Annotated in this window: 8 protein-coding genes; 4 read left to right on the forward strand and 4 right to left on the reverse strand. The window is 32.5% G+C overall.

The genetic code is table 11. From position 1 onward, the window contains the following. The first annotated feature begins 66 nt into the window (after nucleotides 1-66). Nucleotides 67-10,182, forward strand: coding sequence for a DUF5776 domain-containing protein (locus MOO46_RS06725; RefSeq protein ID WP_249510912.1), 10,116 nt, complete (start codon nucleotides 67-69; stop codon nucleotides 10,180-10,182). A 137-nt stretch (nucleotides 10,183-10,319) separates the two neighbouring features. After that, nucleotides 10,320-10,601 carry a hypothetical protein gene (locus tag MOO46_RS06730; protein ID WP_396121402.1) on the forward strand — a complete coding sequence of 94 codons (282 nt, stop codon included), beginning with the start codon at nucleotides 10,320-10,322 and terminating at the stop codon, nucleotides 10,599-10,601. A gap of 102 nt (nucleotides 10,602-10,703) precedes the next feature. On the opposite strand, the gene MOO46_RS06735 is transcribed toward MOO46_RS06730, so the two are convergent. Together MOO46_RS06735 and rlmD are read right to left on the reverse strand one after the other, a co-directional pair. Further along, the gene (locus MOO46_RS06735; RefSeq protein WP_249510913.1) at nucleotides 10,704-11,102 is read right to left on the reverse strand and encodes a hypothetical protein; all 399 of its coding nucleotides are present in this window, start codon (nucleotides 11,100-11,102) and stop codon (nucleotides 10,704-10,706) included. Between the two features lie 68 nt (nucleotides 11,103-11,170). Continuing rightward, on the reverse strand, nucleotides 11,171-12,574 hold the full coding sequence (gene rlmD, locus MOO46_RS06740) for a 23S rRNA (uracil(1939)-C(5))-methyltransferase RlmD (RefSeq protein WP_249510914.1): 1,404 nt from the start codon (nucleotides 12,572-12,574) through the stop codon (nucleotides 11,171-11,173). A 153-nt stretch (nucleotides 12,575-12,727) separates the two neighbouring features. Here rlmD and MOO46_RS06745 point away from each other — a divergent pair, with 153 nt between their 5' ends. Further along, on the forward strand, nucleotides 12,728-14,365 hold the full coding sequence (locus MOO46_RS06745) for a hypothetical protein (protein WP_249510915.1): 1,638 nt from the start codon (nucleotides 12,728-12,730) through the stop codon (nucleotides 14,363-14,365). A 67-nt stretch (nucleotides 14,366-14,432) separates the two neighbouring features. Here MOO46_RS06745 and MOO46_RS06750 read toward each other — a convergent pair whose 3' ends face one another. Further along, nucleotides 14,433-15,953, reverse strand: coding sequence for a glycosyltransferase (locus MOO46_RS06750; RefSeq protein WP_249510916.1), 1,521 nt, complete (start codon nucleotides 15,951-15,953; stop codon nucleotides 14,433-14,435). Nucleotides 15,954-15,971: 18 nt separating this feature from the next. Further along, entirely contained in the window at nucleotides 15,972-16,409 is a 438-nt protein-coding gene (locus MOO46_RS06755) for a GNAT family N-acetyltransferase (RefSeq protein WP_249510917.1), read from the reverse strand. Nucleotides 16,410-16,660: 251 nt separating this feature from the next. Between MOO46_RS06755 and MOO46_RS06760 the strand changes: the two genes are divergently transcribed. Then, complete coding sequence (locus MOO46_RS06760) at nucleotides 16,661-16,765, forward strand: putative holin-like toxin (protein WP_249510918.1); 105 nt, start codon at nucleotides 16,661-16,663, stop codon at nucleotides 16,763-16,765. The last annotated feature ends 446 nt before the right edge of the window (nucleotides 16,766-17,211 follow it).

Raw genomic sequence — 17,211 nt, forward strand, 5'->3', positions numbered from 1 at the left:
TTAAATTGTAATCGTAAAGTTTTTTATTTAATGGTTCTTCAGCTTATAGAAATGGAGATGTTTTTTATGCAATATAACAAAAATAAATTCAATAAAGTTAATGATAAAAAACTGCTTAAGAAGGTGAAAAAAGAGTGGGTAGTCGTATCCATTGCCTCTCTATCCGTCATTAGTGGATTTGCTATTTCTGGATCTTTACCTTTGAGTAAAACCTCTAATAATGTTTATGCTGATACATTAGTTAATGAAAAGAATTCTAATCAATTAGATACTTCCCAAAATAATGAAAATAGTGATCCTGGAAAGGATACTCATGATACAAGTTCTGTTAAAAAAACGCAATCAATAACAGCTCCTTCAAGTGAAAGGGATAATCAAACACTTAAAGTAAGTGATGCATCCGGTGCTGGCAACTTAAATGAAGATAAGATGACAATGTCAGCAAGTTCTAATAACTTTGATGATTCTAAGGTTGCACCTTCATCAAGTAATAATCAAGTAGGTGATTCTAAATTAACCGAAACGGCCAAAGCTGGTTCTCAAAGTTATAGTAATGGTGAATCTAAGCCATCTACTAATGACAATGACCAGCAGGCTCAGTATGATGCTGCTTCTAATGGCTTTAATGATAAATTAAAACAAGGCAACACAACCAATGATAGTCAAGCTAATACTGCTCAACCAGATGCTTATCAACAAGGGCAAAATTTAGCTGATCAATATAAAAATGAAATGAATCAGGGTGCTCAAGATTATATAAATAATAAGAAAACTGATTATACTGATCAGACTCAACAAAATTACTATAATGCATCATATAGTGGTGCCCAAACAGCTTCTAACGCTTATAATCAGTCTACTTCAAATCAAGGAACTAATGGCAATTATGATTCATATAATAAGGCTAGTGGCCAGTCATATACTGATTATTCATCTAAGAATACGGCCAAATTAAATAGTCAGAATAATTCGAGTGTAAGATTAAATGGATCAAGTGTGAATGTTCCTTCATCAGATTCACAAATAATTAATGATGATAAGAAAAATGACAATAGTGTAGCCCAAAATTATGCTGGTCAAGGTGTCTATAATGATGCTTTTAGGTATGGAATTAATTACTTCTTAGCTAATCAGGGTGCTAATGATGCTAAGTCTGGTAAATGGCAAGGAACTAATTATAATCAAAATTCATCTAATTATGGAAATACGGCTAAAATTACTAAAGACTTCTATGATAGTAATATTAATGGTGGTACATATGATTCCGCTAAATCTGATGCATACTACCAAGCATATGAAGGTGCTAAGCGTGGAATTGCCAATCAATTTAAGGCTGACAATACTTATAATACCGGCTTTATAGGCAGTAATTCTAATTCAACTAATAATGATTATACTAATGCTTATAATAGTGTAGTTAATGACAATAAAAATGGAATTGTTTATGTAAGAAATGCTCAACAAATGAACTATGTTGTTACCGGAGTCACTTCTGGAACTGGTGTAAATAATAGTTTAAATATGCTTTATAACAATAATTCTTCGATTAATAAACCTTTAATTAATACTATTAATTTAGTAAATGATGTTAATTTACAGGACGTTACTACTGGTAATTCCGGGTCTGGCGGAACTAATCCTTATACAAATACCAATTTAACAATTAATGGTCAAAATCATATTGCTGATTTTTATGGAATGCAATATTGTTTACAATATCAAGGAAGCAATAGTTATAATTTTAATATTAAAAATTTCCAAACTGTTTATGGTATAAACTATTATGGACCATTTGCAGCTAGTTCTGGATCAATCTATTTTGATAACTTTAATTATGTTGGTCCTCAAATGTTACAATCAACAAATAATAATGTTTACATTAATGGCAATGTCAATGCTTATCAAAATTTAGGTAGTTCTAACACTTATAATTCACCATTTCAGCAGAATGCAAAAATGGATGGTAGTGGTAATCAACAAATACTTGCTATTAATAATTTGACTTTAGGAGAAAATTCCAACTTTTTTGGTGATGTATCAAATAATACAGGAGGAACTAATGTTCAATTGAACGGGAACCTTACTTTAGGTGTGGATTCTAATATGAACCTAATTTCTAGAGGTTCTGGTGGTGATGGAGCTGCTAATAATGGTAATGCGGGAGTTTATTTAACATCTTCAAGCTCTAAATTAAATGTTAATAAAGGATCTAATCTAAATATAGATACTCAAAAAGCTGGTAGTACTTATGGATCTGCTATATATTCTAGTGGTGGTCAGATTAATGTAAATAATGCTAATATTAATATTACTTTAAATGGTAACAATACGAATTCACTACCTGTTTATTTTGCTGGTGGTAATGTTTTAGTTCAAAATGGTGGTGCCATTAATGTTATCGCTAATGGTGTTAATAATTCTTCAGGAATTTTATATAATTCCGGTGGCAAGATTAATATTGTTAATGGTGGTAACTTAACAATGGATGCTACTAATTCTACTAATAGTGCATTGATTTATGGTAATGTTAGCGTTAATAACCCTGGATTATCTGGAGTTAACTTAAAAGTTAACAATGATGGTTCAACTATTTTAGAATCAGGAGCATCCATTACTGCTAATACCATTAACGTTAATGATGTTAATTACTATATGTATAATCTTAACGGAAATGGTAACAATAATCTTACTACTATTGACCAAACAAATAATAACAATAATGGAGTTGTTCCAACCTCATTTAAAGGCGATAGTTTATTAATTAGTAGGGTTCCAGCCGCCTACTTTGTCGGTCCAGTTAATGTTTCTTACGATTCACAAAGTAAACAAACAACAATTACAGGCAATGCTAAAATATCTGGAACCTATAACAATGGTGATAAAACTATATATATTAAGTATTCTGACAATAATAATACTGATATTAGTAATCCTACAATTTCACAGACAACTAATAATAACAATGGTGACACAACTAAATTTAATCAGTCGATGGAAGTTGAGGATAATGGTCAATTAATTCCATTTAAATTTATTTATAATACAAATATTTCACCAACTAGTGTAACAGTATTATTGAAATATGGTGTTAGTGGAATTAATTTAAAATACAATACTGCTAATAACCCTAGCACACCTAATGTCTCAACTACTCCTGGTGGTTATGCTATGAATGTTTTAAATTATTCTGATGATGCAAATAAAAATTTAACATCTAATTTAACCCAAGTATCAACTGGAAATGAAGGCGATGTTAATAATGGTGCTTCAGATGCAATGATTATTAATTCTGGTGGTAACACAGTTAAGCCTAATCCAACTACTATGAGTAATAATAATGATTATTCTAATGGTTATAATTCTGCTGCAGCAGGTTATCAAGCTTTTGTTGATCAGTTAAGTAATAATAGTGTTGATCCCACTACTTTAAATTATCAGAATAATGAGAGTTATAAAAATGATTACGCTAATAGTGGTTATGCTGATCAATTTGAGCAAGGTTTCAATCGGGCTCAACAAGATTACCAAACTGGAATTAATGATGTTAAGAAATCAATTGCCAATGGGCAAATTACGCATACTGATAGTACCGCAACAACTAGCAATGGTGATACTTTAAGTCAGATTAATAATGATAGTTATCAAACTGCTTTTAGAACATTTAATAATGGTTATGAATATGGAATTAATGGATCATCTTCGGACGGCTTAAATAATCAACAAATGATTGGATTTAATTATGGTAAAAATGTTTTAGTTGGTGCCAGTGCTGATTCATTACCTACTGATACTACTGACCCTAATTATCAGGCTCAAAAAGATGGTTATCAATCTGCACAACAAGCTAGAAAAGACTATTATAATAATAGTAATCCACAAACACAAAACATTACCAAACCTAGTGATATTAAAGTATTATCATCAGATAATATTCCTAATATTCAAGTATATCAATCAGCTTACTATGGTGCACATTTAGCTGGAACAGGTAGTAATCGTCCAACTGACGATTTAATAGCACAAAATTCTTATGATGCAGCTAAAGGTAAAGCATCATATTTAAATGGTGATGAGCAACCAACAACTGCTAATAACAGTCAATCTTTTGTAAATGGCTATAATGATATTAAACAAGGTTATAGCGATGTAATTGCTAATGGATCAAATACTAAAGAAAAAGATACGCCATCAGCTGAATATGATTATGGATATCAAATCGCTATTAATAGTCAAACTGGTTATAATAAGGCAGCTGATTTGGGCAATCCGCTCCCTAACTCGACTTTGGCTGGAATTAGTGGAAATGATAAATCTGCATATAAAGGTTATGCAGATGCAGTTCAAAAAATAAAATCTGGTAATTTTAGTAACAGTCTTAACAATCATATTGCAAAGGGAAGTAATAATGATTATTATGTCTTAGCTTATGATAAAGCCATTGATATTGCTATATTAGCAAACAATGCTGGTAAAAATGCATTTATGTCTGGTGGCAATTCAACTACTACTGACGGTAGTAAAACCGAACAGAATGTTTATACTAATGCTTATAATAAGTCTAAAGATGGCTTCCAAGATCAATTAAATAATCCGAACGCTTCCAATAATAGTAATGATGTCAACTATAGAGATGGTGTTACTCTAGCGAATAATGGAATGGACGGTTATACTCAAGCTATGAACGATTACCATAATAATCCTAATGCTTATAGTTATAGTCCTAATGCATCACTAAATAGTTCTAACCAATCTGCTTATAAAGCAACAATTGCTGGACTACAATCAGCTAATAATCAAAACGATGATAATCGTGGTAAACGTCCTACCGATTATTCTTCTGCATTTTATGATGCAGCTCAAGCATCTGAAAGTGGTAGGATTCAAGCAATATCAAGTTCGAAAAAGAATAATTTAAGTAATATCAATAATAGTGATTCAAATGCAAATAAATATGTGATGCCAAGATTATATACCAATAGTTATAACGCATTTATAAATGGTTATAGTTATGGACAAAATAATCCAACTGATAATAGCCAATCAAAGGATACCAATCCAATCAATGCGGATGCTTATAATCAAGGTAAAACCGCCGGTCAACAATCTCAAGGTGCTAGTGATTATCTAAACAATAAGCAACCAACAAATGGTGGAACTACTCAATATAGTAATGGTTATCAATATGCCAAAGATGGTTATCAAGCTGGAATTACTGGTCAACCAGTTACTGGAATCACAGATGCAGAAAAAAACTCGGCTGAGTATCAAAGAGCTCAAGCAGCTGGTCATAATGCTAAGAATTATTATCAAAGTGGAGTTAATAAAGCACAAAGTACAACTAATCCACAAAGTAATTCTTCCGATACACCAACTAACGCTGTAGGTAAAGATGCCTATAATGGTGCCGCTGATGCCATTAATGCAGTTAAAAGAGCTGATACTGATGGTACTGGTGTTAATAATGTGCCTGCTTTAGATAATAAAAACAGTAGTAATAGTATTGTTTATAACAACGCTTATAATGAAGCCTTGGCAGAAGCCCAAAAGGCAAACCAAGCTGGTCAAAATAAGGCTTTAAATAATGGGAAAGATACTAGTTATGATTCTAATGTAGCTAATGATGATATCTATAATAATGCCCAAGCTAAAACCAAGACCGGATATAGTGAAGGTATAAATGGTGAAGATACATCAAAAGTACCAAGTAATTCCAATGAAGCAGCTGGGGTAGATGCAGGTAAAGCCATTCAAAGCTCATATAATCAAGCTGTAAGTGATTATAATGATGCAGCAGATAAGAAAGATGCACCAGATACTACTAGCAAAACTGGAATTAATGCAGATATATATAATAATGCCATTCAAGGATTAAAAGATGCTGACGGTAATGGAAATGATCCAGCTGTTAAGACCAACAAGGACAATCAAAATCCAATTTATGGTTTAGCTAATTCACAAGAGTTAGCTAAGCAAGTAGCATCGAATGTTATTAATAATAATGCCAATAATAGTAAATTGAATACTATTGATAACAATAATACTGATGCCAAGAATTCTTTAAATCCAGATGCTTATAAAGCAATTTATAATGCCATGATTAATGGTTATAATGATGGGCAAAGTAATCCAACTGATAATAGTAAAGTTTCCGGTGATAATCAAAATAATGTTGATGCCTATGAAAAAGGCCGCGATGCTGGCCAAAGGTCACAAGCGGTAGCTGATTTGTTAGCTGGTAAAGCAAGTGTTAAAAATGCCACTGATACTTACAATGAAGCTTATCAATATGCAAAAGATGGTTATCAAGCTGGAATTACTGGTCAACCGGTTAATGGAATCACTGATGCAGAAAAGAATTCGGCTGAGTATCAAAGAGCTCAAGAAACTGGTAAAAATGCTAAGAATGATTATCAAAATGGAATTCAACAAGCGCAAGATAATGCTAATCCAAATGTTAATGATTCCAATGCTCCTAAAGATAATGATAATTCAAAGGCTGCCTATAATGCTGTTGCTCAAGCTTTGCAAGATGCTAAACAAGCTAATGTATCCGGTAAAGGATTAGACAGTGTTAATGATTTAGGTAATGATTATAATTGTAATCCTGTTTATCGAGTTGCTTATAATCAAGCTTTAAATAATATTAAAGCGGCTAATAAACAAGCTAATAGTGATTTTAATGCTGGAAAGGTATTAAATGAAAATAACGTAACACCTGCTAATAATATGACGAAGGCTTTCTATTCAGACGTTTATAATAATATTCAAAAGGGTTACCAAGAAGGATTAAGCAATCCTGGTATGACCGAACCAATTGACTCAAATGAACAAAATGGATTTAATAAAGGTAAGGCTGATTCTAGAGGTTATGTTGATGCCATTAATGACTTTAATAATGGGACTAGATATGATAATTCTAATCCTGCCAAAGGTGAAACTGAGCCTAGTGCAAAGGCATCTTACCAAGAGACAATGAAGGCGTTAACTGATGCTCAAAATGGTAAAAACGATAATGTCAATAATACTTCAGTCTACTCAATTGCTAATGGTCAAGGATTGGGTGCTCATAATGGCTTAGCTGCTGTTAAACAAAATGGTGGTAGTGTTCCTAATCCAATCATAGTTCCAAGCACACCTAGCGGAATTAACACGACAGCTTATCAAGATGCATATAAAGGTTCATATGATGGTTACAACAATAAATTTGATAGTAGCCAAATTAATAATATGCCTTATGTTAATGCCTTTAAACAAGCTGCTCAACAAAAGGGTGCTGATGATTATGTAGCTGGTAAGGTTACTGATGATCCCACTAATGAAGCTAACACTAAGTCTGAAAAGGAATATGATGCCAACTATGCCAATGGAGTTAGGGATGCTCAAGCTGCCTATGCTGGTGATGGTAATGGCAACAAAAACAGTAATCATAACAGTAACGCTTATCAAACCGGAGCTAATGCTTTAATTGATGCTGATAAGGGTTATGATGCTGCTAAAACGAATGCTGATATTCCTGATTCCGATGATACTAATGTATATAACGCTTATTGGGGTGCTCAATCAGGTGCTAATACTGGGGATAAAGTACCAGCAAATGTTAATACCAATTCAGTAGCATATCAGACTGGTAAAAATAAAGCTCAATCAGATTCTTCACAAGGTGCTAACCAATATCTTAGTGATAAAATTGATGGCAAATCTGATTTAACACCTGAGGGTAATAACAATTTATATAATCAAGGTTACAATAATCAGAAGGCCTTTGAAGATGGTTTAAATAATACAGTTGGATCTGATGCATCTAAATATCCTGGAAATGATGGTGTTAAGTCAGCATATCAAAATGGAATCAATGCTTCTTCAGGTTATAAAAAAGGTTATCAAGAAGCGCAGGTTGGTAACGATAAACCTTCTGCTGATGCTAGTGTTGATTCATATAATGGTTCCAAAGCAGGTTATAACGATGCTAAAAATAGTTCTGGATTTCACCCAGATGGTAATTTAACCCAAAAGTCAGCTTATGCTAAGGCTTATGAAGAAGCTATTCAACAGATGAATGCCGGTGCTAGAGAAGTAATAGTCGATGGTAATAAACAACCTAATGACAACAATCAAAATCATCAGGCCTTTAACCAAGGATATGATAATCAAAAAGCTTACTCTGCTGGAGTTAATGATAAAGTCGATCACTCTAATCAATATTCTGGACCATCATTAGTTGCATACCAGAATGGTCAAAAAGCTAAGGAAGCTATTATTGGTGCTGGTTCAGATGCAATTTCAGGTAAACAAAATACTAATCGTGAAGTTGATCCTGATTCATATGATGGTGCCAAGTCAGGATATATTGATGGATTAAATGGTAATAATTACAATAATATTTCGACTAAGCCGGCATCTTATCAGCAAGCATATAATAATGCTTATAATGATATTCAAACGGATCGTGCTAATGGTGCTAAAGAATTATTCAAACAAGTTAGCGGACTTAACGTTGAAAATAATAGCAATGTTAATGGTGCTAAATTACCATTTGATAAGCCACAAAATATTCATGAACAAGCTCAAAATAATGGATTTGTTGAACAACAAGGATATATTTCCGGAATTAATGGTGGTTCTACAAAAGATAATCCATATACAGACAATCCTTATAAGGATATTTATAACCAAGGTTTGCAACGTTCTGAAATTACCAAGACTGGTTATCAAGCTGCTCAAGCCAACGGCAATCCAAGTGTAAATGATTCACCTATTAAAAATTCTAATGGGAAAGAAATAACCGATAATAATGCGCTAGAGGGTTATAAAGCTGTAGCACAAGCATATCAAGATGTTAAAGCCAATAAACCACAATCTAACAATACTAACCAGAGTATTGAATATCAGATGGCTTATGATCATGCTTATAATATGTATAATGGAGTCAAAGCTAAAGGGGTTAGCGACTTTACAAAGGATCCAAGTGCACAAGTTAATAATCCATATGATAAAGCTGATACTCAAACAGCTAAAAACTTATATAATCAAAGTAATGAAGCTGCTCGTGATGGTTACAATTCAGTTATGAATCCTAGTCAAGATAAAGCTAGTGATAAAAATAATGTTGATTATATTGCTGGACAGAAATTAGCTAATAGTTTATTAGATGGGATTAAAGCTGCAGCTAATAGTGACAAAAATGCACCTAGTGATAATGTTGCTAAAGCAGGTTATGATGCTGCTAATGCTGCTATTAAGAATGGTGTAAATGATGCCAAAAAGAGCAATAGTAAAAATAAAGTGGATCCCGCTAAAGTAGTAGTGCCTACTGATATTCCTTCTGATGCTCGTCAGGCTTATTTGAATGCTTATGAGGGTGCATATAATGGTTATATCAGTGGATATAATAATGGACTTCAAAATCCTAATGAATCACAAGATAGCCAATATAATAGTTTACCTGTTTATAAAGCTATTTATGATGCTACCTTTAAACAAGGAAAGAGTGATATTCCTGCACCAGCTACTTCTGGTAGTATTGAGATTCCAATTGATAATTCTGGTCACCAATTTGTTAAGCCAAATAAAAGTGCCAATAACAATCAAAAAACAATTAGTGCTACACAAAAAGCTGGGGAACTAGCTGGTTATAAAGATGGTCTAATGCGTAAATTTAATGCTAAAGCATTAAAGAAATATTCATCTGAATATGTTAAAGCTTATAATAATGCATTTAGAAAAGCATTTCAGAAGCATATGCCAAGGTATATTTATAATCTTAAAGGAATGTATTTGCACAATTCGAAAGGATTTAATAAGAATACTCGTGTTAAGGGGTATTCAAGAGTTACAAGAGCTTTGGCTCATGTCTTTAGGGTTTTAGGCATATCTTATTCTAAGAATGGGTTACCAAGATATCGTGTTTCCGGTGGTTACATCACTGCAAATTATAAGTATATTGCAGATGCATATTATCGTGGTAATAAGGTAAATGAACGAGTTCGTGTAATTAAACCTAAGGGAACTCATGTTTACAGTAGTAAGCAATTTAATAAACATACAATTGTTAAAAAGATTCCTAAGAATTCAATTATTAGAGTTCAAAAAGTTGAAAAATTAGGTTATATTACTAGATTTTACATTGGCAATGGTCAATATATTTCAAGCAATAAGACAATTGTTAAAAAATTAGGTGAATAACTTAATTCATAAATTGCAAAAAGCCAATTAAGATTTATATCTTAACTGGCTTTTTTGTGCTTAATATTTTACATTTTTAACAATAAGAACTACACTATAATTGTATTAATAATTAGCAATAAAGAGGTAATAGAATTATGGAAATGACTGAACGTCAATTAATTCAAGAAATTTTAAATACAGTTGATGTAATTTATAGTTTTGATAATGTCGATGAAGACAATAAAGAATACACTCTACTTATTCACCGTCAAGATGGCGATAGACGTGAATTAAGCATTATTAATAATGAAATGAAGAAATACTTTAAGGAAGCTGATTTCAGTTATGATGAAACCATCAACCCTAAAGATACTGATACCGAAATTAAAGTAGATATTGCTAGACATCATTTAGTTGATACTACTAATGCTGACTAATTTATAAATTAAAGCAGGATGATTTTTTTAATCATCCTGCTTTTTTATTTGTTAATAAAAAAAGACATAAAACAGTAAAAAACTATTTTATGTCTCAATTTATTATTTTTTAAGATACCCTGACTTATCCAACAATTTAGCTGAACGGTCATCAGCGGGCTTATATCCATTTTTTAATAAATGTTTAATGTACATTCTGTTATATAGTAATCCCCAGATAACACTACCAATTAAGTATGCAAAGGTGAAAGTTGCACTGGGATCTACGCCTAAAACAAGGCGTAAAAACATATTAACTGCCATCCATAAAATTGCATCAACACCTAAGATACATAAAAAGTTATACATATCTGATCTTAGAATTGATGGTAACCAATGAAAAAGTAGGGCAGAAATTGAAAAACCAACTTTACCAATACGTAGATTTTTAGAGTTACCTTTCTTCAAAACAATTACATTAGAAGGTAGGGGAATCATTCCATTGCCAAACGGATTTTGCATGTTATGACCTACTTTCTTTTTTAATTAATAAGACAAGATTAACACTTATTAAAGATAAATTCTAATTATTACTTTTTAGTGAATTTTACAACTGCTTCACAACGAGGTGTTTGTGGCATCATATCGATTGGTTGAATAAAATCAACATTGTATTTACGTGTTAATTGAACTAAATCAGCTGCCATCGTTGAAGGGTTACATGATACATATACAAATTTTTCAGGGGCACTCTTTAAAATGGCCTTGATTAATTTGTCATCTAATCCAGTACGTGGTGGATCCACGATAATCGCATCGGGTTTGAAACCTTCAGCTAACCATTCAGGTAGTAAGTCTTCAGCTTTACCGACTTCATAATGGGCATTGCGAATCTTATTGATAATTGCATTATGGTTAGCATCCTCAACAGCTTCTGCAATGGTATCCATTCCACGAACTTCTTTGGCTTTTTTAGCTAATGGTAAACCGATGGTTCCAACTCCAGAGTAGGCATCCACAATATTTTCATTACCAGTTAATTCTAAAGCTGAAATTGCAACTTCATATAGACGTGGCATCATAATCGAGTTTAATTGTAAGAAAGCACGCGCTGATAGTTCAAAACTAAGGCGCTTAATTTTTTCAACAATAAAACTATTTCCAGCCAGTTTAATTGTTTCATTGCCCCAGATTAAGGAAGTTTTACCAGGATTAACGTTTTGCATTACGGAAGTTACTTGAGGCAATTCTTTCATGATCTTTTTCAACATGAAGCCTTTTTTAACAAACTTAGGCGTGTTAGTAACAAAGACGACTTGGACATCATCAGTATTTAAAGCAGCACGCACAACCACGGTTTTGATAATTCCAGAGCCGTTTTCTTCATTAAAGACTGGAATTTCCAATTCTTTAATAAATTCAACAATTTTACGCATTACTTCCATAGTTGCTGGATATTGTACAGAACAAGTTTCTAAATCTACAACTTCATGGGTTCCGGCTTTGAATAAACCAGCGACCACTTTACCATCTTTTTCACGAACGGGGAATTGTGCTTTGTTACGATATTCGTAAGGGTCTTCCATCCCCATCGTGGCATTAACTTTATAACCTTTATAACCAATTGGTTGGAATTTTTCTAATGCTTGATAAATTAAATCACGCTTGAAACGTAATTGAGCAGGGTAAGATAGGTTTTCTAGTTCAAAGCCACCAACTTCACCGGCATAGCTATCACGTGGTTCTACTCGGTCAGGAGACTCTTTATTCCATTTGACTGCTTTAGCTTTAATGTATTTATCGAAAACATCAGTAACTTCAGCAACCACTTTTTCGCCTGGAAAGGCATCAGTACAAAAGACTAATTTATGTTGATAAAAGCCAATTCCTTCACCGTTAATACCCATTCTTTTAATAGTCATCTTAAATTGTTGACCAATTTCGACGGAGACATCGTCAAACTTATGACGATTATTTCTTTTATTATATTTCATATAGTTTTCCTTTTCTAAATCCAGTAGTAATGTTTAAGTATAATTATATCATGCTAAAAACTAAAATAAAAAATACCATTAAAAACTTGATATTTAATGAATAAAAGTTTTAAATTGAAGGTATTAGGTTACAGATTACATAGGGGGATATGTATGAAAAAAATTACAAAACTTGCTTTGACCGCAGTCGCAGCATTGTCCTTAGGTGGATTAGCTGCGCCAGCTGCGCATGCGGATTCTAATTTCTTTATTCACAGTTGGGATGAAAGTAAAACACCAATTCCACAGACTAGTGCTGGCAATGTACTTCAAGACTATAACGATTCAGACTTACAAATGATGAACAACAAATTACCAAAATTCAAGCCAGTTTGGGGTAAATATAAGCACGTTAAGAGTACTGATAAACCATATGTTTACAGTAATACTGATGAATCTAATACCGCCAATGATTTCACGACTAAATGGTTCTTACCACAAGGTTTCAATATTTCACAATCAGAACATGGTAACTATCAAGGGATCGTGATGGCTAATAATAGTATTTACTTACTTGAATCGATGGGATCAGGTGTAAATCAAGGTGCTATTATTCGTTTTAAATTGGATGCTTTGGAAAATATGGGTCTAATGCAATCAGGCAATGAAAATGTTTTATTGAATGTTTTCAATTACTTTAATCCATATACTGACCAAGGTCGTCAAAATAACCAGGAATTTGTTGATTACTTGAATGCAACTTCAGATGCTCGTGATGATATGAAGGCTAGCGGACAAAAGATTAATAAGATTCAAACTGCTATTCAAAATATGAAGACCAACTTGGCGAAAGCACAAGCTGATAATCAAAAATTACAAGATGACTATAATAGTAAATTTGGAACAACTGGTCAATCTAACGATAATAGAAACAACAAGAAGCTAACAAAACAACAAAAAGCAGCCAAAGACAAAGAAACTAAGAAACAACAAGCTCAACAAAAAGCTGCTAAGAAACAACTAGATAAGAGCATTAAAAAATATAATGCATTAGTTCAAAAGACCAATGATCAAATTAAGACTGATCAAACAACTTCTAACCAACTAAATGCTCAAATTGTTGAGGATCAACAATCAATTCAAGAAGCGCAAAATGGGAATCCATTACTAGGCCAATATGAATCAATTACTGATTCAGTTCAATCAACACCATTAATTAATAGTGGTCATGGTCAAACGATGGCTTATAATTCAGCTAATAATCATTTGTACTTAGCTCAAGATGATAAGACTAGCGATTATAATGATAATGATGATAACCAAATCACTGAAATTGATGCTGACACAATGGAACCAGTCCATCAATATAACTTTAAGTTACAACATGAAGGCAAGAGTTTTGGCCTTCATACCTTAGCTTTTGATAAGCAAGGTCGTGCTTACTTTGGTATTCAAGCGGGTCCTAGTGGAACTAAGAACCGTAAAGCTTACAGTCTATACATTGGTAACTTAAGCGACGGTAACATTAGTTTCCGTCCTGCTAAACAAGTTATCCATTGGGCTGGTAGTTGGAACCAAGGAGTAACTTATAATCCTAAGAATGATCGTTTGTACCTAGTATCAAATGACATTATTACTTCATTACCAGTGGATAAATTAAATGCTGGTACTTTGACTGGTAAAGATATGAAATATACAACTTTTAATTCACATCGTGAATTTGAAGGTTTAAGTTTCGATGAAAATGGCTATGGTTACTTATTAGCACTATGGCGTTCAGAAATTATGAAGACAACTTATCCATTAGAATAAGATATTAAATTAATAAAATTAAAGCCTTACAATAGATATTATCTATCGTAAGGCTTTTTTGTTTAAACTACTTAACTACATATTTTTGCCATATTTTCCACACATTTTCCTGTGAAAAACGTTTAGCATTCTCGTAAGCAGCTTCGTTCATTTTTATTTGTTGATTCTGGTCATTAAAGTAATTGGTTATGCCACTAGCTAATGCATTCATATCACCATCAGGGACAATTAAACCGCTATGATGATTATTAATTAAATAAGCGGGTCCATAATTAATGTTATATGCAATCGCTGGAACTCCATGTGCTTGACCTTCGACTATTGACAATGGTCCAGCTTCAAATCTTGATGATACAATCATTAATTGTGCATTATTATAAACTTCATCAATATTTCGTGTATATCCCATGAATTTAACAACGCTTTGCAAATTTAAACTATTAACCAAATTTTTTAACATTTTTTCTTCTTTATAATTATCACGTGAATCACCATATCCATAGATATCTAAAGTTAAATTAGAATTTTTTTGATAAGCCATGTTAAATGCCTTAATCGTATCGTCAAGTCTTTTTTCATAAAAAAGTCTAGCAACCGCAATAATTTTACCTTGTTCACGTTGACCAATATCGATATGCTTTGTTTTCAATAACCTATTAGGAATGCTTCCAGCTGGAATTGCTTCGATTGGGACTTTTGTTTTCAAACGTTTTTTCATATCATTTTTTTGTTGTTCAGATGTTACAATTACTAAATCAGTCCGACTTAATAATTCGTTATTCTTAATTGACGGATACGTTAACGGTGAATTCATAGGATCCCAATAATCACGGAAATGAATACTATGAAAATGCTCAATCTTTTTGGCATTAGTTTTCATATCAATCATTGGAACATTAGTAATATTGCTGCGGTCAGAAATAAAAGTGGATGGTTCCTTACCATCAATAGTATTTACATCATCTAACATCATTGTAAATAATTGATTCATATTCATTAATGAGTAATCAGCACCATTAAAATTAATTAATTGTAAATTGGTTGCCACAAGATTATTGGGGCTTTTTTCATATGATACTTCATAATAATTAGAGCCATCAGGACGATGGAATTGTTCATATACTAGATGACCATCAGCAGTATCAAAAAATTTAGTGAGACTATTAAAACCACGATAATCATAAAAATCTTGCTTAGTAGTGTGATTATCAGCATTAAAATATTCAACACTGTCTAATTGCTTTTCATTTTGAAAAAGATAAATTCGCATAACCTTACGTTCATGATCAAAGACTTCATAACCATCCTTAACGGGATTCATTGTGTAAATATCCGGAATTTTCAATGATTCCACTGTTACAATTCGAGGCCGATAGTGAGTGGTCCCAGCAAAATAATCAAACATATTCAAATAGTCTGAATCTTTCAGACCATATAATGAAAGGGTGGAATGGGCTAAACGATCAAAGTTACGCGTAATAATTTTGGCTTTTACACCAAAATTTTTAAATAAATTTAACCTTTTTACTTCAGCATGTTCAATTCCGGAACCATTAACTGGTAATGATTCATTCAAAAAATAGTACATAAATTGCTCCTAAATAATTTATTGATTCAATATCATCTTAATATGGGGAGTTTGATGGAAAGTATAGACACTACCGACAGGATGAAAACCAAACTTTTCATAAAATAGTTCTTTATCTTCCTGTGCATCAATCTCAATAGTGTGATTATGATCGAAGTGTTCATCAATTTCTTCTAATATTTTTTGAACCAATTGCTTACCTAAGCCCTTACCACGAGCTTCTTTCGTGGTTAAGACTCGGCCAAAAGTAGTTTTATCAGTATCATAAAAAATCCGAGCATAGGCTAGTAAATGACCATCTTCTTCGGCCCAGATATGTAAGGCTTTTTTATCAACTTTATCAACTTCTTGATAAGGCCTTTTTTGTTCGACCACAAAGGTTTTTGTACGGGCGTTATATATTTCCCATAATTCGTCACGTGTTAATTTTTGAAATGTTTTTTCATGCCATTGCATAATAATACCTCCTTATTTATAATTCAATTCTACTATTTTGTAGCTAAATGCAAAGAAAATACTATTTTATTTAGTAATAAAATTAAAAACATGCAGCAATATTATGATTATTAGCCAAGTCTAAGATATTCATGTTGTTTTCATGTATAATATTTGAGTAGAGAAGTTAAGGCGGTGGCTACGCCAAGGAAGTGGTGCGTATGGTTTTATAACTGTATTATTCATTGATCCTAGCGAAAGGAGTAGCCAAAGTGTCTGTCGCAGACGCTTTACAACTAATGTTGATGTTTGGCACGTTTATCGTCGCGCTCATCGCATTAGTTGTTGAGATTGTAAAAAACAATCAAAAAAAATAACCGCCTTAGCTCTGGCAAGCTAGCGGTTATTATCATTATATAAAATTCGATAGTAGCCACCGTCTTAAACGGCTCTACTTAGGAGTCCTGTATCCGCAGGGCTCCTTTTTCTTTATATTCACAGTATATAATAACTATAAATAAAAATGCAAAGGAAACCCCACTTTTTTGTTAATAAAATAAAAAATATGCAGTACTTATGTTTTTAAAATACAAAACAAAAATTTTAATTAAAATTAGCCAAAGCCTGATCCAACAATACATTGGAGCCTTTTTCAAACAGGGCTCTTTTTCTTTACATTCACCTTATATGATAATTTTATGCCAAAAAAGTAGAAAGTTCTTTTACATTTACCACCTAAACACACAAAAAATACCCCTTTTTTAGCCAAAAAATGCCAAAATCGAAAATATGCAGCAATTCTGCCTAAATCTGCAGCAGTGAA

Origin of the sequence: Apilactobacillus apisilvae, from assembly GCF_023380225.1 — a bacterium.
In the GTDB taxonomy this organism is placed as follows: Bacteria; Bacillota; Bacilli; order Lactobacillales; family Lactobacillaceae; genus Apilactobacillus; species Apilactobacillus apisilvae.

What these genes read in the sequence shown, in the direction of transcription:
- MOO46_RS06725 (WP_249510912.1), top strand. Translation starts at nt 67, where the DNA reads ATGCAATATAACAAAAATAAATTCAATAAAGTTAATGATAAAAAACTG.
- MOO46_RS06730 (WP_396121402.1), top strand. Translation starts at nt 10,320, where the DNA reads ATGGAAATGACTGAACGTCAATTAATTCAAGAAATTTTAAATACAGTT.
- MOO46_RS06735 (WP_249510913.1), bottom strand. Translation starts at nt 11,102, where the DNA reads ATGCAAAATCCGTTTGGCAATGGAATGATTCCCCTACCTTCTAATGTA.
- rlmD (WP_249510914.1), bottom strand. Translation starts at nt 12,574, where the DNA reads ATGAAATATAATAAAAGAAATAATCGTCATAAGTTTGACGATGTCTCC.
- MOO46_RS06745 (WP_249510915.1), top strand. Translation starts at nt 12,728, where the DNA reads ATGAAAAAAATTACAAAACTTGCTTTGACCGCAGTCGCAGCATTGTCC.
- MOO46_RS06750 (WP_249510916.1), bottom strand. Translation starts at nt 15,953, where the DNA reads ATGTACTATTTTTTGAATGAATCATTACCAGTTAATGGTTCCGGAATT.
- MOO46_RS06755 (WP_249510917.1), bottom strand. Translation starts at nt 16,409, where the DNA reads ATGCAATGGCATGAAAAAACATTTCAAAAATTAACACGTGACGAATTA.